The organism is Spirillospora sp. NPDC046719 (assembly GCF_040645715.1).
GTDB lineage: Bacteria > Actinomycetota > Actinomycetes > Streptosporangiales > Streptosporangiaceae > Spirillospora.
The window spans coordinates 20057-38891 of the sequence record NZ_JBEYYT010000023.1 but is presented as its reverse complement, the minus strand read 5'-3'; the positions used below and the strand labels follow the sequence as shown (position 1 = coordinate 38891).

At 76.0% G+C, this 18835-nt stretch carries 14 protein-coding genes; 5 read left to right on the top strand and 9 right to left on the bottom strand.

Annotation, left to right across the window (positions count from 1 at the left end):
* Positions 1-348: 348 nt before the first annotated feature.
* From lanL to ABZ914_RS06765, 5 genes are all read left to right on the top strand, one after another.
* Positions 349-3198, top strand: a complete 2850-nt coding sequence (gene lanL, locus ABZ914_RS06785; protein ID WP_500192110.1) for a class IV lanthionine synthetase LanL — start codon at positions 349-351, stop codon at positions 3196-3198.
* Positions 3195-5210, top strand: a complete 2016-nt coding sequence (locus ABZ914_RS06780; protein WP_500192109.1) for a S9 family peptidase — start codon at positions 3195-3197, stop codon at positions 5208-5210. The genes lanL and ABZ914_RS06780 overlap by 4 nt, the downstream gene beginning before the upstream one ends.
* A gap of 5 nt (positions 5211-5215) precedes the next feature.
* A complete protein-coding gene (locus tag ABZ914_RS06775) occupies positions 5216-5374 on the top strand; it encodes a VenA family class IV lanthipeptide (RefSeq protein ID WP_190855574.1) in 159 nt (52 codons plus the stop codon).
* A gap of 145 nt (positions 5375-5519) precedes the next feature.
* Positions 5520-7346: an ATP-binding cassette domain-containing protein gene (locus tag ABZ914_RS06770; RefSeq protein WP_500192108.1), complete on the top strand. Its 1827-nt coding sequence runs from the start codon at positions 5520-5522 to the stop codon at positions 7344-7346.
* Entirely contained in the window at positions 7343-9076 is a 1734-nt protein-coding gene (locus tag ABZ914_RS06765) for an ATP-binding cassette domain-containing protein (RefSeq protein WP_500192107.1), read from the top strand. Before ABZ914_RS06770 ends, ABZ914_RS06765 begins: the two co-directional genes overlap by 4 nt.
* Before the next feature lie 15 nt (positions 9077-9091).
* On the opposite strand, the gene ABZ914_RS06760 is transcribed toward ABZ914_RS06765, so the two are convergent.
* Genes ABZ914_RS06760 through ABZ914_RS06720 form a run of 9 tightly spaced genes read right to left on the bottom strand, consistent with a single transcriptional unit; the run spans position 9092 to position 18833 of the window.
* Positions 9092-10261 (bottom strand): MsnO8 family LLM class oxidoreductase, encoded by a 1170-nt coding sequence (locus tag ABZ914_RS06760; RefSeq protein WP_500192106.1) that lies wholly within the window; start codon positions 10259-10261, stop codon positions 9092-9094.
* Positions 10258-11358: an LLM class flavin-dependent oxidoreductase gene (locus tag ABZ914_RS06755; RefSeq protein ID WP_500192105.1), complete on the bottom strand. Its 1101-nt coding sequence runs from the start codon at positions 11356-11358 to the stop codon at positions 10258-10260. Before ABZ914_RS06755 ends, ABZ914_RS06760 begins: the two co-directional genes overlap by 4 nt.
* The gene (locus tag ABZ914_RS06750; protein WP_500192104.1) at positions 11355-12551 is read right to left on the bottom strand and encodes an LLM class flavin-dependent oxidoreductase; all 1197 of its coding nucleotides are present in this window, start codon (positions 12549-12551) and stop codon (positions 11355-11357) included. Before ABZ914_RS06750 ends, ABZ914_RS06755 begins: the two co-directional genes overlap by 4 nt.
* Entirely contained in the window at positions 12548-13909 is a 1362-nt protein-coding gene (locus ABZ914_RS06745; RefSeq protein ID WP_500192103.1) for an NtaA/DmoA family FMN-dependent monooxygenase, read from the bottom strand. Before ABZ914_RS06745 ends, ABZ914_RS06750 begins: the two co-directional genes overlap by 4 nt.
* Positions 13909-14454, bottom strand: a complete 546-nt coding sequence (locus ABZ914_RS06740) for an NADPH-dependent FMN reductase (protein ID WP_500192102.1) — start codon at positions 14452-14454, stop codon at positions 13909-13911. Before ABZ914_RS06740 ends, ABZ914_RS06745 begins: the two co-directional genes overlap by 1 nt.
* Positions 14451-15296, bottom strand: coding sequence for a DUF1684 domain-containing protein (locus tag ABZ914_RS06735; RefSeq protein WP_500192101.1), 846 nt, complete (start codon positions 15294-15296; stop codon positions 14451-14453). Before ABZ914_RS06735 ends, ABZ914_RS06740 begins: the two co-directional genes overlap by 4 nt.
* Complete coding sequence (locus ABZ914_RS06730) at positions 15293-16972, bottom strand: dipeptide ABC transporter ATP-binding protein (protein WP_500192100.1); 1680 nt, start codon at positions 16970-16972, stop codon at positions 15293-15295. The genes ABZ914_RS06735 and ABZ914_RS06730 overlap by 4 nt, the downstream gene beginning before the upstream one ends.
* Positions 16969-17877, bottom strand: coding sequence for an ABC transporter permease (locus tag ABZ914_RS06725; protein ID WP_500192099.1), 909 nt, complete (start codon positions 17875-17877; stop codon positions 16969-16971). The genes ABZ914_RS06730 and ABZ914_RS06725 overlap by 4 nt, the downstream gene beginning before the upstream one ends.
* Entirely contained in the window at positions 17874-18833 is a 960-nt protein-coding gene (locus tag ABZ914_RS06720; RefSeq protein ID WP_500192098.1) for an ABC transporter permease, read from the bottom strand. The genes ABZ914_RS06725 and ABZ914_RS06720 overlap by 4 nt, the downstream gene beginning before the upstream one ends.
* Positions 18834-18835 lie beyond the last annotated feature (2 nt).

Below are 18835 nucleotides of genomic sequence, written 5' to 3'. Positions count from 1 at the left end.
CCGAATGCGGACAGCAACTCGATCATAACTGTCCTGTCGAGATCGAAGTGTGCCATGGCCCCGGTCAACCCCCTGAAGGGCTCCTCTTGCGGTCAGTTACCGCCTCCTGCGTCACAGCGGTCACACCCGGCACAGCCATTAATGCGGCCGAAGAATGTTCCCTACCAATCCGGTAGGGATGATTTGTTATTCGCCCCTCTGGATTTCTCGCCGGGTCCGTGGTTAACGTGTTCCCGTTCGCCGAGAAGTTCCGGCCGGCACCGGGAGAGGCGAACCCGATCAAGGCGGCATTCGATCTTTGCGCGCGTAGGGCGGCACTCGAAACGCGCAATGAGAGCGGAGATCCTCATGGTGGATTTCAATTTCAGTGTCTTCTCGGCTGCCCCGGAGGCGGCGGACGAGGACACGGCTCTCACCGATCTCCTCACGGCGGCGATCGGTCGGGCGCCCGCCCCGGAGCGGTGGCGCACCGGCCGGGCCGGCATGTGGTGCACCGTCGTCCCCGACGGGGCGCCCCGCCGCCCGCAGGGCTGGAAACTGCACGTCACGGCCACCCCGGCGGCGGCATCCGAGATCCTCGGGCGATGTCTGGAGGTCCTCCTCCAGGCCGGCTCGGTGTTCAAGTTCGCCGCCACGACCGACTACGTCGCGGCGCTCAACGCGCGCAACACGCCGCGCGGTCATTCGGGCAAGTTCGTCACGGTCTATCCCGAAAGTGATGACGAGGCCGTCCGGCTCGCCGCCGCGCTGCACGACGCGACGGCCGGCCTGCCGGGCCCGCGCATCCTTTCCGACCGGCCCTACGCGGCGGACAGCCTCGTCCATTACCGCTACGGCGCTTTCACCGAGGACCGGCGTCTCACCAATGACGGATTCTACGCCTGGATGATCATCGATCCCGACGGGAATCCGGTCGAGGATCGGCGCATCGGCCGCTACACACCTCCCCCTTGGGTGACCTGTCCCTTTCCTGACAACGGCATGCGGGTCACCCGCCCGGAAGGCGGTTCCCGAAAGGACATCGTCATCGGCGGGCGCTTCGCGGTCAAGAACGCGATCCGCCACACCAACAAGGGTGGAGTTTACCGTGCCGTGGACGTCCGCAGCGGTGACGCGATTGTGCTCAAGGAAGCACGTCCGCATGTCGCCGCCGATATGGAGGGCCGCGACACCCGGGACCGGCTGCGCGCGGAGGCCCGCGCCCTGGAACGGATTCAGGACCGGAGAATCGCGCCCCGCTCGGCCGGGTTGTTCACCCAGAACGGGCACCTCTTCCTCGCGCAGGAGATGATTCCGGGAACGCCGCTGCGGGAATGGACGGCCGATTCCATCCGCGAGGCCGGCTGGGGCCCGCACCTCGCTCCGGCGCTCGACATGGCGCGCCGGCTGGCCGACCTGATGATCGAGGCGCACGCCGCCGGGCTCGTCCTGCGCGACTTCAATCCCAACAACGTCATGGTGCGGCCGGACGGCGCGCCGGTGCTGATCGACCTCGAGCTGGCCGCGGCGGCCGGCGGCGGCGAGGACGTGCCGCTGCGCGCGGGAACCCCCGCCTTCAGCTCGCCGGAGCAGTTCGAGGGCGCGCCGCCCCACCCGACGGCGGACTACTACAGCCTCGGCGCGACGCTGTGCTACGTCCTCACCGGCGGCCCGCCCTACTTCCTGGAGGAGCACCCGCGGCCCCGGCCGCTGACGCAGCGGCTCACCGAGTGGCTGGCGGCCCGCACCCAGGGCCTGGACCTGCCCGAGTCCCTGCGGGCGGTGCTCGTGGAGCTGATGGCGGACGACCCCGGACGCCGCTGCACGCCGGCGCGGGCCCGCTCCGTCCTGGCCTCGTGCGCGCCGACCCCCGTCCCGCCCCAGGCCCGGCGCGCCGGGACCGACCGCGGGCCCATCACCGATGGGCACACCGCCGACGGGTACGCCGCCGACGAGGACGCCGACCTCGGCGAGGCCGCGCCCGAGTGGCTGCGGGAGGCGTGCGAGCAGGCCGTCAGGGGCCTCACCGGCCGGCTGCTCGCGGCCATGGAACCGGAGTCGCCGCAGGCGCTGTGGCCGATGTCCTGCGTGCACGGCGCGCCCGACCCGTGCAGCGTCCAGCACGGCGCCGCCGGATGCATGGGCGCGCTGGTGCGGTACATGCGGCACACCGACGATCCGCGCCTCCCGGACGCGTCCGCCACGGCGTCGCGCTGGATGCTGGACCGCCTGCGGGACGGCACCCGGCGGCCGTCCGGCCTGTATTTCGGGACGGCCGGCGTCGCGTGGGCGCTGCTCGACGCGGGCCTGGCGCTCGGCGACGAGGACCTGGCCGAGGAGGCGGTCGCGCTGGCGGAGGCGCTCCCCGCCACCGCCCCCGGGCCCGACGTCACCCACGGCACCGCGGGCATCGGCCTGACCGCGCTGCACCTGTGGGCCCGGACCGGCCGGCCGCTGTTCGCCGAGCGCGCCCTGGCCGCCGCCGACGCGCTGGCCGCCTCGGTCGAGGAGGGCCCGGACGGGCTCGTCTGGCGGACGCCCGCCCACGTGGAGTCGAAGCTGGCGGGCAAGTCGTACTACGGGTTCGCGCACGGCATCGCGGGCGTCGGGTACTTCCTGCTCGCCTGCGCCGAGGCGACCGGGCGCGACGAGCACCGGGAGCTGGCCGTCCGGGTCGGGGACAGCCTGCTGGACGCGGCGGTCATCACGCCGCGCTCGGCGATGTGGGGCGCCGGGACCGGCGACCCGCCCACCGCGCCGTACTGGTGCCATGGCGCGTCCGGGATCGGGACGTTCCTCGTCCGGCTCGGCGCCGCGACCGGCGAGGCGCGGTTCCTGCGCGCGGCCGACCTGTCCGCCGGCGCGGTGACCGACCAGTCCTGGCGCGCGGTGCTCGGGCAGTGCCACGGCCTGGCGGGCAACGGCGACTTCCTGCTCGACATGGCCGACATCACCGGCGACGCCCGGCACCGGGCCGCCGCCTGGCGGCTCGCCCGGATCATCATCGCCAACCGCGCGCACCGCGACGGCCGGATCGTCCTGCCCGACGAGCGCGGCGACGTCTCGATGAGCTGGGGCGAGGGGCTGAGCGGGGTGCTGGCGTTCCTGGTCCGGCTGCGGTACGGCGCGGAACGGCTCTGGATGGCCGACGGCGCGGGCGCGCCGGGCGCGGCCGAGGACGCGGTGGCCGGCACGGCCGTGCGGGGGTCCGCCCCGTGAACGCCACCGCGAACGGCACCACGGGCGGCACCGCGAACGGCGCCGTGAACGGCACCGCGGGCGGCGCGGCCGACCCGGCCGTGCCCGCGCTGCCGGAGATCCCGACCCGGTTCGGCCTCGCCTTCTCCGCCGGCGGCCGGTGGGCCGCCTGCCTGAGCGCCGTCGGCGACCACGTGACGCTGGAGCGGTGGAACCTCGCCCGCGCCGTGCCGTCCCGGCGGGTGTTCGGCGGCGGGACCGTCGCCTCCGGACCGGACCGCCGGGAGCCCGTCGACCGGCACAGCCGCCCGCTGCCGCTGGACGACGGCCGCCTCCTCGTCGTCCGTCCCGAGGTCGACGCCCACGGGGCGCCCTCCGGGCACGGGACGGTGGTCGCGGCGCAGGCCGGGCACGGCGGCACGACCGTCGGGCGGTCCTGGTGGATCCCGTCGATGCTCGCCGGGTACGCGCTGGCGAGCCCGGGCGCCCCGCAGACCGTCGTCCTCGTGACCGTGGAGGACGAGCACCGGTCGCGGATCTGGGAGCTGTCGCTCGCCGCCGGCCGGCTCGAACCGGTCATGGCCGTCCCCGGCACGCTGTCGGGGGGCGTCTGGCTCGACGACGGGCGCACGCTGGCCCTCGACCAGGCGACCGCGGACCACCGCGCCGACGGGATAGCCGTCGACCTGCGCGAACGCTCCTGGCGGCGGGTCTGGTCGGTGGCCGCCGCGACGGCGGACCGGATCGTCGCCCGCGACCGCCGCTCGGGGACGCTCGCGGTGACCACCGGCCTTCCCGGCGCCGAGTGGACCGGCTCCCTGCGGATCGGGCTGTGGTCGCCCGGCGGCGGGCGCGTCCGGTTCCCGGCGGCGCTCAACCGGCCCGGCGGCGGCATGGTCCCGCTGACCTTCGACGACACCGGCGCGCACCTGCTGGTGAGCGAGGTGTCGGGCGCCGTGTCGCGGCTCCTCGTGCACACCCGGGAGGACGACCGGCTCACGCCGGTGGCCGTCCCGCCCGGGACGGCGGGGCCGCCCGCCTCGTGGACGGGCGACCGCATCCACCTGCGGTTCTCGGCGCCGCACCTGCCGCCGACGCTGGCGACGGCGCACCGGCCGCCGCTCGCGGGCTGGACGCCGGTGCGGCGGGCGCCCGACGTCGCGGCGGACTGGCGGAACGCCGAGCTGGTCGAGCTGGCGGGCCCGGCGGGGCCGATCGAGGCGATCGTCTACGGCGGTCCCCGCTGGCGCGAGCGGCGGCACCTGGTGCTGGCGCTGCACGGCGGCCCGCTGTCGGCGTGGCGGTTCGAGTTCGACCCGCTGTTCCAGCACCTCGCCGCCGCCGGCATCGCGGTGGTGGCGCCCAACCAGCGCGGCAGCACCGGCTACGGCGCGCGCCACCTGCGCGCGGTGATCGGCGACTGGGGCGGCCCCGACCTGGAGGACGTCGTCCACCTGGCGCGCGGCATCGCCCTGCCGCGGCGGGACGCGGGGCTGCCGGAGCCGGTCGTGCTCGGCGGCAGCTACGGCGCGTACCTCGCGCTGCTGGCCGCCTGCCACAGCCCGGACCTGTGGTCGGGGTGCGCGGCGCTCGCGCCGTTCACCTCCGCGGACGGCCTGTACCGCGACGCGCCCGCCCCCGTCCGGGACCGGGTCGCGCGGCTCACCCGAACCGGCGGCGGCACCGGACCCGCCTCCACGGAACCCGCCTCCACGGAACAGGGCGGTACGGGACAGGGCGGCGACGCGCCCGGCGCGGGACGCGACGTCCTGCGCGCGTGCGCCGCGCTCACGGCGCCGCTGCTGCTGGCGCACGGGACCCGCGACGAGGTCATCCCCGTCGCGCACTCCCGGGCGCTGCGGCGGCGCCTCCTCGAACTCGGCAGGACCGAAGGGGCCGGCCTCGACTACATCGAGGTCGACGACGGGCACACCGCCGTCGTCCAGGCATGGTCCCCGGTCCTCCGGACGGCGGTGGTCCGCTTCTGCCTCGCGGCGGAGCGGATCTCGGCGACGACGAACGGAGGGAGGTGAACAGAATGGAGAACATCTTCGAGGGTGACCTCGTGGCGGAGCTTCAGGAGCTGCCCGAGACCGACCCGATCGAGATCGAGGGCGTTCAGCTCAGCGGCACGTGCGCCTGCGTCGGCCTGCTGACCCTGCTGAACTCCGTGTGCATCGGCATCTCCTGCGCGTGATGCCGATCCCTACCGCGGGCCGGGGCGCCTGAGGTGACCCCCGTCCGCAGACACCGGTCACGGGCCGGCCGAGAGGCCGGTCCGTGACCGGACCCACTTTCCACTGTAACCCGACGGCCGCCGAACGCGAACGGAGCCGACGAGAGTGCCCGATCCCGATCCCGAGTCCGCCGCGGGTGGCGGACCCCAGCCTCTCGCCGGATCCCCCGCCGCGCCCGCCGCGCTGCGCCGGGACGGGAGGCGGCTGCTGCGCGCGGCGGCGCGCCGCTTCCGGGGACCACTCGTCCTGCTGGCGGCCGTCACGGCGGTCCGCGTCGCGGCGATGCTCGCGACGCCGGTCATGCTCGGCCGGGCGATCGACGCCGTCCGCTCCGGCCGGGGCCTCGGCGCCGCCGTCGCCGGGCTCGCCGCCGTGCTGCTCACCGCCGCCCTCGCCGACGCCGCCGAGGAGCTGGCGGGCACCTACTGCGGCAGCCGCATCACCGCGTGGCTCCGGCACCGCCTCGTCGGGCGGGTCCTGGAGCTGGGCGTGCCCGGACGGCGCCGCTTCCCCGCCGGGGACGTGCTGTCCCGGCTCACCGAGAGCGCGGGCGGCCCGGCCGTGTTCCCGACGCTGCTGCTGTCCGGCGCGGCGGTGCTGGCGACCACGGCCGGCGCGGTCGTCGCCCTCGGCCTCATCGACTGGACGCTCGCGCTGGTCTTCGCCCTCGGGACGCCGCCGGCCGTCCTCGCGCTGCGGATGTTCGTCGCGAAGGCGGGCGCGCCGTTCGCCGACTACCAGCGCCACCAGGCGGAGATCGGCACGCGGCTGCTCGACGCCCGGCAGGGCGCCCGCACCATCCGGGCCTCCGGCACCGCCGCCCGCGAGGTCCGGCGGATCCTGCGGCCGCTCCCGCTGCTGGGGGCGGCCGGGCGCCTGACCTGGGACGCGCAGGGGCAGGTGGGCTGGCGGCTCGCGCTGCTCGCGCCGCTGCTGCAGATCATGGTGGTCGGTGTCGCCGGGGTCCGCCTCGCGAGCGGCGACGTCACGGCCGGGGAGCTGGTCGCCGCCGCGTCGTACACGTCGATGGCGGTCGGTGCGGCGGCGCTCTTCGACACCTTCGTCGCGCTGCTGAACTGCGAGGTCGCCGCCGGGCGCGTCGCGGAGATCCTCGACGCGGACCCGGCCGTCCGGCCGCCGGAGCGGCCCGTCCCGCTGCCGGACGGTCCCGGCGCGCTGCGGCTGCGCGGGGTCACCGTCCGGGTCGACGGCCGGACGGTGCTCGACCGCCTCGATCTCGCGGTGCCGCCGCGGACCGCCGTCGCGGTCGTCGGGACGTCCGGGTCGGGCAAGAGCGTGCTGGTGGCGACGGTCGCGCGGCTCGCCGACCCGGACGAGGGCCGCGTCGAGCTCGACGGCGTGGACGTCGCGGACGTCGCGCTCCCGGAGCTGCGGCGGGCCGTCGCGTACGCCTTCGAGCGTCCCGCGCCGCTCGGCGCGACCGTGCACGACATGATCGCCTACGCGCGGCCGGGCGCCACCCGCGCCGAGGTGCGCCGCGCGGCGCGGACCGCGGCGGCCGACGGGTTCGTCCGGGCGCTGCCGGCCGGGTACGACACCCCGCTCGCCGAGGCGCCGATGTCGGGCGGCGAGCTGCAGCGGCTGGGGCTGGCCCGCGCGGCGCTGGCGGACGCGCGGCTGCTCGTCCTCGACGACGCCACGAGCAGCCTCGACACCGCGACGGAGATGCGGGTGACGCGGGCGCTGCGGGAGGTCCTCGCGGGGCGCACCAGCCTGGTGGTGGCGCGGCGTCCCGCGACGGCGGCCCGCGCGGATCTCGTCGCCTGGCTCGACGCGGGCCGGGTCCGCGCGCTCGCTCCGCACGGCGAGCTGTGGGCCGACCCCCGGTACCGGGCCGTGTTCGCCGCCGAGCCCGGCGAACCGCCCGGCGAACCGGCGCCGTACGCCGCCGCACCGGGGCCCGCCCTGTGACCGCCGCGCCCGCCGCCCGGCTGCTGCGCCGCCACCTGCGCGGGCAGTGGCCCGCGATGCGGCGCCTGGCCCTGTGGTCGGCGGTCGAGAGCCTGCCGTCGTTCGCGTCCGGCCTGCTGCTCGCCCGCGCGATCGACGACGGCTTCCTCGCCCGCCGCCCGCTGACCGGGCTCGGCTGGCTGGCCGCCCTCGCGGTCCTCCAGGCGGTCGGCGCGCTCGGCACGCGGCGGATCTACCCCTGGCTCGCCGCCACCGTCGAGCCCCTCCGCGACTCCCTCGTCGGCGCGGTCGTCACCGGCGCGCTGCGCCGCACGATCGACCGGGCGGCCGGCCCCGTGTCCGCGTCCGGAGGCGCCGGTGCGGGGATCTCGCAGGTCACCGAGCAGGCGGAGGCCGTCCGGGCGCTGCTCGGGACGGCGCTGCGCAACGTCCGGCAGATGCTCGCGGCCGGGATCGCCGCGCTGCTCGGGCTGACCCTGCTCGCCCCGCTGCCCGCCCTCACCGCCGCCGTGTCCGTGACGCTCGCGCTGGCGCTGTTCGGCGCGCTGCTCGGGGTCCAGGTCCGCCGCTACCGCACCGTCGTGCGGGACGCGGAGCGCATCGGCGAGACGGCGACCGAGATCGTCCAGGGCGTCCGGGACGTGGTGGCGTGCGCGGCCGAGCCGCGCGCCGCCCGGACCGTCGGCGAGGCGGTCGACGCGCAGGCCGGGGCGCTGCGGGCGTTCGCCCGGTCCCGGCTCGTCCGGCTGCCCGTGCTGGCGCTCGGGGTGCACGTGCCGCTGCTCGCGCTGCTCGCCCTGTCGCCGCGGCTCGTCGAGGAGCACCGGCTCACCACCGGACAGGTGGCGGGCGGGGTGAGCTACCTGGTCACCGGGCTCCAGCCCGCGATGGTGCTGCTGGTCGACGCCGGCGGGACGCTGCTGCTCAGCCTGGCCGTGGTCCTCGGCAGGCTCGCCGAGGTGTGCGCGGAACCGGCCCGCGCGCCCCGCTTCGCGGCGCCGGCGACCGCTACGTCCTACGACCTGGAGGCCGAGAACGTGACGTTCGCGTACTCGGCCGAGGCCGCGCCGGTCCTCGCCGACCTGTCCCTGTCCATCCCGGAGGGCACCCATCTGGCCGTGGTCGGGCCGAGCGGGACGGGCAAGTCGACGCTCGCGGACGTCCTCGCCGGGCTCGTCCGGCCCCAGCGGGGAGGCGTCACGCTCGGCAAGGTGCCGCTGCCCGAGCTGGACGAGGCGCAGCTCCGGTCGGCCGTCGCGCTCGTCCCGCAGGAGAGCTACGTGTTCGCCGGGACGCTGCGGGAGAACCTCGCGTACCTGCGCCCCGACGCCGCCACCGCCGACATCGACGAGGCCGTGGACGCCGTCGGCCTGGCCGGGACGGTGGAGCGGCTCGGCGGCTACGACGCCGCCGTCCCGCCCGGCGGCGGGTCGCTGTCGCAGGGGGAACGCCAGCTCGTCACGCTCGTCCGCGCGTACCTGTCCGCGGCGCCCGTGACGATCCTCGACGAGGCGACCTGCCACCTGCACCCCGCCGCCGAGGCCCGCGCGGAGCGGGCGCTGGCCGCGCGCGGCGGCACGCTCATCGTCATCGCGCACCGCATCAGCTCCGCGCAGCGGGCCCAGCGCGTCCTGCTGCTGGACGGCTCGGCCCCGCAGCTCGGCACGCACGAGACCCTGCTCGCCCTCAGCCCCCTCTACGCCGAACTGGTCGGCCACTGGCAGACGTGACGGCGCCGGGCGCCGTCATCGGCGGGCCTGGCGCGGGACGGTGACCGGGGGCGCGGTGACCGGGGACGCCGCGCGTTCCCAGGCCGCGGCGAGCAGCTCGTAGGAGCGGACGCGATCGGCGTGGTCGTGGGTGATCGTCGTGATGAGCAGCTCGTCGGCGCCGGTGACGCGCTGGAGGGTCGCGAGGCCGTCCACGACCGTGCCGGGCGCCCCGGCGAACTGGGTGTCGACGCGGTCGGCGACCAGGTCGAGGTCCTCGGGCCGCCACTCGTGCGCGGCGGCCTGCGCCGGGGTGGGGAACGGGATCGCCGCGAGCCGGGACCGGATGCTGTGCACCCACAGCGCGTACGGCGACGCCAGCTCCCGGGCCTCCTCGTCGGTCGGCGCCACCACCGCGTCGGCGGACACGATGACGTACGGCTCGTCCAGCACGTCCGACGGCCGGAACGCGGCCCGGTACGCCTCGACGGCCTCCAGCACGTTGGACGGGCTGACGTGGTAGTTCGCCGCGAACGGCAGCCCGCGCTCGCCCGCGACGCGGGCGCTCTCGCCGCCGCTGCTGCCGAGGATCCACAGGGCGAGGTCGGCGCCCTCGCCGGGGGTGGCGTGCGCCTCCTGGCCGTCCCTGGCGTAGGTGCCGGCGATCAGCGCGGCGATGTCGTCGACGACGCCGGCGAAGCCGGGGGACTCGGCGCCCGGCTGCTGGAGCAGCGCGCCGTGCAGCCCGAACGCGGCGGACGCGGCGAGCCGGGTGAAGTCGAACGGCGCGGGGATGAGCAGCCCGTCCACCACCTCGGCCTCGCGGGCGGGCTTCGGAGGCGCCGCGCGCCGGGCGGCGGCCTCGGCGCGGCGCTGCCCCGAGCGGCCGAGCCCGAGGTCGATGCGGCCGGGGTGCAGCGCGTCGATCGTGCCGAACTGCTCGACGATGGACAGCGGCGTCCAGTGCCCGGTCTGAACCGCGCCGGAGCCGACGCGGATCCGGGACGTGGCCGCCGCGACCGCCTCGATGAGGACCTGCGGCGCGGCGCTGGCGACACCGGGCGCGAGGTGGTGCTCGGCGAGCCAGTAGCGGCGGTAGCCGGCGGCCTCGGTGCGGCGCGCCAGGTCGAGGGTGTTGCGGAGGGCGTCGCGCGCGGTGCCGCCGGCGGGGATGGGCGCGAGGTCGAGGACGGAGAGGGGGGTCACGGGCGGCTCCCTGCGGCGGTCGTGGCGGGGGCGTTCGGTGCGGGCGGGATCGGTGCGGGCGGGAACGGCCGGCTCGGGATCTCCCTGCGCAGGACGGGCGCGACGTCGCTCTGGAACAGCTCCAGGGACGCGCGGTGCAGGTCCTCGGGGAGCCCGTCGGGATCGGCCTGGACGTGCATGACCTCGTGCCCGAGCCGGTCGTGGTAGCGGTGGACCTTGTCGATGATCTGCTGGGGGCTGCCGATGAGCGCGGAGCTGCGCGCGACGGCGTCCTCGATCGAGTCGAAGACGGGCGTGACGCCGTTGCGGCGGAACAGCTCCTGCCGCGCCTCGAACACCGGCCGGTACACCTCGATGGCGTCCTGGGACCTCGGCGCGACGTAGAGCCCGGCCGTTCCGGCGCCGACCAGGGCGTCGGCGGGGTCGTGGCCGTGGTGCGCCCACCGCTCCCGGTAGTGGGAGACCAGCTCGGCGTACGGTTCGACGGGGTTGGTGACGTTCGCGGAGAACAGCGGGTCGCCGTAGCGGGCGGCCAGCTCGACCGACTCCTTGCTGGTGGCGCTGCCGTGCCAGACGCGGACGGGGCGCTGGAGCGGCCGGGGCAGCACCTCGGCGTCGTCCAGCGGCGGGCGGTGCCGGCCCCGCCAGGTGACGGCGTCCTCCCGCCACAGCCGGCGGAACAGCTCGTAGCCCTCGCGGTTGCGGTCCCACTGGTCCTCGGCGGTGACGTCGAACAGCGCGGCCTGCGCGGTGCCGTTGCCCTTGCCGATGATCAGTTCGAGGCGCCCGCCGGACAGGTGGTCCAGCGTGGCGTAGTCCTCGTAGGCGCGGACGGGGTCGAGGAGGCTGAGCGTGGTGACGGCCGTGAACAGCCGGATCGTCGAGGTCCGGGCGGCGATGTGGCTGAGCACGACGGGCGGCGACGACGACAGGAACGGCCGCTCGTGCCGCTCGCCGACGCCGAAGCCGTCGAAGCCGAGCTCCTCGGCGAGGACGGCGTGCTCGACGACGTCGCGGAGCCGTTCGGTGACGGGCTTCAGGGCGCCCGTGCGGGGGTCGGGCGCGTGCACGATGAGGGTGATCGCGAGGAACTTCATGCGGTCGCGTACCGGTTGGCGGGACGGGACAGGCCGAGGTGGCCGCGGAGCGTCGCCGCGTCGTACGCGGTCCGGAACGCGCCGCGCCCCTGCAGGACCGGGACGAGCCCCCGGGTGATCCCCTCCAGGTCGAGGGGGAGGACGCCGGGCCGCAGCCGGAACCCGTCGAGGCCCGCGTCGCGCCAGTCGAGCAGCAGGTCGGCCAGCTCGCCGGGGGTGCCGGCGAAGATCTCGGCGTCGGAGGCGAGGGCGGCGCCGTCGAGCTCGTCCAGGCGGGCCTTGCGGGCGAACGCCGCGCCGGGCGCCTCGTCGAGGAACACGACGAGGTCGGCGAAGACCTTGAGGGGTTCGCTGGCCCGGCCGACCGTCCGTTCCGCCTCGCGGACCTGGGCGATGATGGTGACGGCGTCCGCCCGGGAGTGCGGCGTGACGTAGACGACGTCGGCGCCGCGCGCGGCGAACTCGTAGGGGCCGACGTCGTGCGCGAGGGCGGTGACGAGCGGCTGGCCCTGCGGCGGGCGCGGGGTGATCGAGGGGCCGCGGACGCTGAAGTGGGGGCCCTCGAAGTCGATGTAGTGCAGCTTGTCGCGGTCCAGGAAGCGGCCGGTCGCGGCGTCGCGGATCTCCGCGTCGTCCTCCCAGCTGTCCCAGAGCCGCCGCACCACCTCGACGAAGTCGGCGGCCTCCCCGAACAGCTCGGCGCTGAACGCCGCCCCGTCCGGGGTCGCGAACCAGGGCAGGTCGAACTCGGGGAACGTCCGGCGGCCGAAGTGGGCGGCGTCGGAGAGCCGCGCGCCCGCGACCTGCGGCCGCCAGCCCGCGCGCCCCCGGCTCGCGTAGTCCAGCGACGCGATGCCGATGGACACGTGGAACGGCTCGGTGTGCGTGGTGATCGTCGTCGGGACGAGCCCGATCCGCGACGTGGCGGGCGCGAGCAGCGCGGCCGTCAGCACCGCGTCGAGACGGCCCCTGACCTGGTCGGTCCGGTCGTCGGGCGCGGTCGGGTCGGACGACTGGAGCCCGAGCGAGTCCTCGATGGTGAGGAAGTCGAGCAGCCCGCGCTCGGCCTCGGCGGCCAGGTCCGTCCAGTAGCGGGCGGTGAACAGCGCGCCGGGGCGGGCGGCGGGGTCGCGCCAGGCGGCGGGGTGCCAGCCGGCGTCGGTGAGCGCGGCGGACAGGTGCAGGCCGGTCACGACGCCTCCCTTCCGGATCGGGTCGAGTGGACGCCCGGGACCCGCAGACCGAGGTGGTCGCGCAGCGTGGGCCCGGTGTAGTCGGCGCGGAACACGCCCTTCTCCTGCAGCAGCGGGACGACGTGCTCCACCAGGTCGTCGAGGCCGCCCGGGGTCAGGTGCGGGACGAACACGAAGCCGTCGGCGGCGTCGGTCTGCACGAACTCGTCGATCCGGTCGGCGACCGTGCGGGCCGTGCCGACGAACGTCTGCCGCGCGGTGGCCTCGATGACCAGCTCGCGGATGCTGAGGCCGCGCTCGGCGGCCAGCTCGCGCCACCGGCGGACGGTCTCGGCGCGGTCGCCGCGGAACTGCGCGCGGCCCTTCGAGACGCCCTCGCCGAGGTCGGGTTCGATGTCGGGGAGCGGGCCGTCGGGGTCGTAGGCCGACAGGTCCCGGCCCCAGTAGCCCTCCAGGAACGCGATGGCGTTCTGCGGGGAGACCTGCGCGCGGCGGATCTCGGCGGCGCGCTCGGCCGCGTCCTCCTCGGTGTCGCCGAGCACGTAGGTGACCGCCGGCATGATCTTCAGGTCGTCGGGGCGCCGCCCGTACCGGGGGAGGCGGCTCTTGACGTCCTTGTAGAAGGCCCGGCCGTCCTCCAGGGTGCCGTGCCGGCTGAAGATGACGTCGGCGTCGGCGGCGGCGAACTCGCGGCCCTCGTACGAGTCGCCCGCCTGGATGATCACCGGGTGGCCCTGCGGCGGGCGCGGCACGTTGAACCGGCCGGCGATGTCGAACTGCGGGCCGCGGTGCGCGAACGCGCCCGCGCCGGGGCGGGCGAACTCCCCCGCCGCCGGGTCGGCGACCAGGTCGCCGTCCGCCCAGGAGTCCCACAGCTCGCGGGCGGTGTGCAGGAACTCGGTGGCGCGGGCGTAGCGGTCGGCCTCGGCGAGGTACCCGCCGCGCCGGAAGTTCTCGCCGGTGAACGCGTCCCAGCTCGTCACGACGTTCCAGGCGGCGCGGCCCCCGCTGAGGTGGTCGACGGTGGCGAGCCGGCGCGCCACCTCGTAGGGCTCGTTGAAGGTGGAGTTGACGGTGGCGGCGAGGCCGAGCCGGGTGGTGACGGCCGCCAGCGCCGACAGGACGGTCAGCGACTCGGGCCGCCCCGCCACGTCGAGATCGTGGATGCGCCCCTTCATCTCGCGCAGCCGCAGCCCCTCGGCGAGGAAGAAGAAGTCGAACTTGCCGCGTTCGGCGGTCTCGGCGAGGTGGACGAACGACCCGAAGTCGATCTGGCTGGCCGACCGGGGGTCCGTCCACACGGTGGTGTTGTTGACGCCTGGGAAGTGGGCCGCCAGGTGGATCTGCTTGACCGGCATCAGCGGGCCCCCGCGGTCGTGTTCGGAGGCGCCGTGATGCTCGCGAGGGCGGCGGACACCTGCGGGGCGACGAGGTCCGCCCACGCGCCGAGCACCTCGGCGGCGTCCGGGACCTGCGCCTCCAGGAACGCCAGGCCGGGGGTCGGGACGGTCGCGCCCAGCTCCACTAGGAGCGGCCGCAGGTGGACCTCGACGGCCAGCGAGTGCTTCGGGTCGCCCATCACCAGCAGCGGCAGCGCGACCGTCGACGCCAGCGCGCCGCCGGGCAGCCGGTCGAGGAACGCCTTCAGCAGGCCGGTGTAGGTGGCCTTGTAGGTCGGGCTCGCGACGACCAGGACGTCCGCTCGCGCGACGCGGTCGAGCGCGTCCTGCACCTCGGGCGGCGGCGCGGCGCCGAGCAGCCCGGACGCGAGGTCCGAGAGGTCGACGACGTCCGGCTCTCCGGCGTGCCCGGCGCGTCCGGCGACCGCCTCGGCGGCCTGGAGCGCGATCTGCAGCGTCCGGGACTTCGGACGCGGGTTCCCCACCAGGACGACGACGCTCACGACCGGTCCCCCTGCCCCGCCGCGCGCTCGTAGGGGATCTTCTCGCCCGCCTCCACCGCGACCGGCAGCCGGTTCTCGGCGGGCGGCAGCGGGCAGGTCGCGAACTCGGTGTACGCGCACGGCAGGTTGTGCGCGCGGTTGAAGTCGAGCGTCACCGTCCCGTCGGCGGCGGGCGCCGCGACGGACAGCGCCCGGTTCGCGGCGTAGGTGGTGACGCCGGACGTCGCGTCGGTGAACAGGACGAGCAGCTCGCCGGGCCCCTTGCCGTTGAACGCGGTGAGCGCGAGAGACCGGCCGTCCAGCTCGAACTCGATCCTGCCCGGCGCGTCGTAGACGTGCTGGAGCCCCTCGACGGCGGCGCCGACGGTGGTCGGGCGCGGCGCGTCGAACGGGACGTAGCGGCCGGTCACCGCCCAGCGCGGGTCGGGCGGGAAGGCGGGGGTGCCGTGGAACGCGGTGCGCAGCGGATGGTCGGGGTGGCGGGGCCGGACGAGGTCGTTCCCGCCGCGCTTGGCCACCTCGATCGCCGCGTCCCCCCAGATCGCGGTGACGCCGCCGCGTTCGGGCAGCACGCCGAACCGGTGCTCGCCGCGCACGGTCTCGCCGTCCACGACCAGCTCCTCGCCGTCGCCGAGGACGACGGTCACGCCCTCGGGGCCGGTGGCCCAGGCGCCGGGCGCGCCGGGGAGGCGGCGCGGCTCCTCGTCCAGGAAGTGCAGGCCGGTGATCGCGAGGAAGCCGTGCGGGTCGGCGAGCAGCGCCTCCTGCGCGGCGTGCCAGGCGCGCCACTCCTCCGCGAACGCCTCCGCCGTGCCGGTGGTCGTCGTGGTCTGTACGGTCATGTCCGCTCCTCCAACAGCCGTGCGCCTGCGGCGCCGATGCGCGCGTCCCCGCCGGGGATGGCGGCGAGCAGTTCGCGGGTGTACTCGTGGGCCGGGTCGCCGAAGATGGCGCCGGTCTCGCCGGTCTCGACGATCCGTCCGGCCTTCATGACCGCGACCCGGTGCGCGATCTGCCGGACGACCGCGAGGTCGTGCGAGATGAACAGGTAGGTCAGGCCCGTGCCGTCCTGGAGTTCGGCGAGCAGGTCGAGGACCTGCGCCTGGACGGACACGTCCAGCGCCGAGACGGGCTCGTCGCACACGACGAGGTCGGGTTCGAGAGCCAGCGCGCGGGCGAACGCGACCCGCTGCCGCTGCCCGCCCGACAGCTCGGCGGGGCGGCGCTCCAGCGTCGCGGCCGGGAGCGCGACGCGGTCGAGCAGCTCGCGGGCGCGGGCCGTGCGGGACGCCCGGTCCCCGACGCGGAACGCCCGCAGCGGCTCGGTGATCACCTCGCCGATCGAGAACCGCGGGTCGAGCGAGGCGTACGGGTTCTGGTAGACGAGCTGGGCCCGGCGCCGCAGCCGCCGCAGCGCCGCGCCCCCCGCGGCGGTGACGTCCTCGCCGTCGAACACGATCCGGCCGGACGTCGGCGGGACGAGCCGCAGGATCATCCGGGCCGTCGTGGACTTGCCCGAGCCCGACTCGCCGACCAGCGCGAGCGTTCGGCCCCGGTGCAGGGTGAGGCCGACGTCGTCGACGGCGCGGACGGTCCGGCCGCGCGGCAGCGGGAAGTCCTTGACGAGGTGCTCGGCGGTGACCAGCACCTCGCCGGACGCCTCCGGCTCGGCGGACTCCGGCGGCGGGGCGGGCCGGGGGCGCGCGCGGACGGCGGTGAGGCTCGGCGCGCTGCGCAGAAGCCGGCGCGTGTAGGCGTCCTGCGGGTCCTCGATGATCTTCCGCGCCGGGCCCGACTCGACGACGCGGCCCTGCGACATGACGGCGATCCGCGCGGCCCGGTCGGCGGCCACGCCGAGGTCGTGGGTGACGAGGAGCACGGCGGTGCCGAGCTCCTCGGTCAGGTGCTGGAGGTGGTCGAGGATGCGGCGCTGCACGGTGACGTCGAGGGCGCTGGTCGGCTCGTCCGCGACGATCAGCCGCGGCCCGGCGGCGATCGCGACGGCGATCAGCGCCCGCTGCCGCATGCCGCCGGACAGCTCGTGCGGGTACTGCCGCGCCCGCACCTCCGGCTCCGGCATCCCCGCGCGCTCCAGCGCCTCGACCGCCGCCGCCGGCGCCGTCCGGCGGGTGGCGAGCCCGTGCAGCCGCAGCACCTCCGCGACCTGCTCGCCGATCCGCTTCACCGGGTTCAGCGCGACGCCCGGGTCCTGCGGGACGAGCCCGATCCGGGCGCCGCGCACGGTGCGCAGCTCCCGCTCGGACAGCGCCGCCAGGTCGCGTCCGGCGAACCGGACGGCCCCCGCGTCGAGGGAGGCGTTCGGGGCGAGCAGCCGCAGCACGGCGTGCGCGGTGGTGCTCTTGCCCGAGCCCGACTCCCCCACCAGCGCGACGATCTCCCCGGGCCGGACGTCCAGGTCGGCGCCGCGCACGGCCTCCACCCGGCCCGTCCTGGTCCGGTACGAGACGGACAGGCCCGCCACCTCCAGCAGCGGGGCGGTCTCCTGCGGGCCGGTCACCGCCGCCCCCACTCGCCGTCGAGCGCCCGCGCGATCCGGTTCGTGGCGAGCACGGTCGCGGCGATCGTCAGGCCCGGCAGCGCCGTCATCCACCAGGCGTTCGCGAGGTAGTTGCGGCCGTCGGAGATCAGCGTCCCCCACTCCGGCGCGGGCGGCGCCGCGCCGTAGCCGAGGAAGCTCAGCGACGACACCGCGAGCACCGCCGTGCCGAAGTCGAGCGTCGCGAGCACCAGCACCGGCCCGATCGCGTTCGGCAGGACGTGCCGGCCGAGGATCGCGTACCAGCGCGTCCCGCAGGACCGGGCCGCCTCCACGAACACGGCCTGCCGGACCCGCAGCACCTCCGACCGCATCACCCGCGCGAACGTCGCGACGCTGGCGACGCCGACCGCGACGGCGACCTTCACCGTCCCGTAGCCGAGCGCGGTGACCAGCGCGAGCGACAGGAACAGCGCGGGGATCGACAGCAGCACGTCGACGAACCGCATCAGCGCGTCGTCGATCCAGCGGCCCGCGAACCCGGCGAGCAGGCCGAGCAGCCCGCCGGCGGCGAACGACACCGCGACCGCGATGAGCGTCGCCTTGAGCGACAGCGCCGCGCCGTGCACGACCCGCGCGTACAGGTCGCGGCCCAGCTCGTCGGTGCCGAACCAGTGCGCCGTGCCGGGCGCCCGGAACGCCTGCGCCGGCACGCCGGTCAGCGGGTCCCGCGAGGTGAACAGGCCGGGCCAGAACGACGCCAGCACCACGGCCGCGATCACGAGGACGGACAGGACGAGCCCCGGCCGGCGCAGGAAGAACCGGACGGTGCGGGCGGTCCCGGCGCGGCGGCGCGGGGGCGGCTCGGGCTCGCGGGGCCCGTCCGGGACGTCGAGGACGCCGAGGGCGTCGAGGGTGCTGCTCATGCGGGGCTCCAGCGCCGGCCGCCCGCGGCGGAGATCCGCGGGTCCAGCAGCGGGTAGGCGAGGTCGACGATCAGGTTGACCAGGACGAAGACCAGCGACCCGAACACCACGACGCCCTGCACGAGCGGGATGTCCTGGGTGGTGACCGCGCCGGCGGTGACGCGGCCGAGGCCGTTGCGGGAGAACACCGTCTCGATCACCACGGAGTTGGCCATGAGCTGCCCGACGAGGACGCCGACGACGGTCAGCGCGGGCAGCGACGCGTTGCGCAGCGCGTGCCGCAGGTGGATGCGGGCCCGTCCGGCGCCCTTGGCGCGGGCGGTCTGGACGTACGGCTCGTCGAGGGTGGTCAGCAGGCTCTTGGCCAGCACCTGCGCCACGATGGCTCCGGTGGGGATCGCCAGCGTGACGGCGGGCAGGATCAGGCCGCGCAGCCCGCCGTTCCCGAACGCGGGGAGCAGCCGCGCCCGGAACGAGAAGATCTCGACGAGCATCAGCCCGGCCCAGAACGTCGGGACCGACACCCCGAGCGGCGGCAGCGAGAGCAGGAGCTGCCGCAGCCACCGCCGGGAGGTGTAGGTGGCGGCCAGCGCGAGGCCGCCGCCGAGCAGCACGGCGAGCCCGAGAGCCGCGGCCACGAGCTGGAGGGTGGACGGCAGCGCGTCGCCGATGACGGACGTCACCGGCCGCCCGCTGGACACCGAGTCGCCGAAGTCGCCGCGCAGCGCCCGGCCGAGGTAGTGGACGTACTGCACCGGGATCGGGTCGTCGAAGCCGTACTCGGCCCTCAGCCGCGCGATCCGCGCGGGGTCGACGCCCGCCTGGTCGGCGCCCGCCCCGGCCATCGCCGAGACGGGGTCGCCGGGCAGCAGGTCGAGGACCAGGAACGACACCGTGTAGGCCGCCCACAGCACCCCGGCCGCCTGGGCGAGGCGCAAGGCCGCGTAGCGCCGCATCG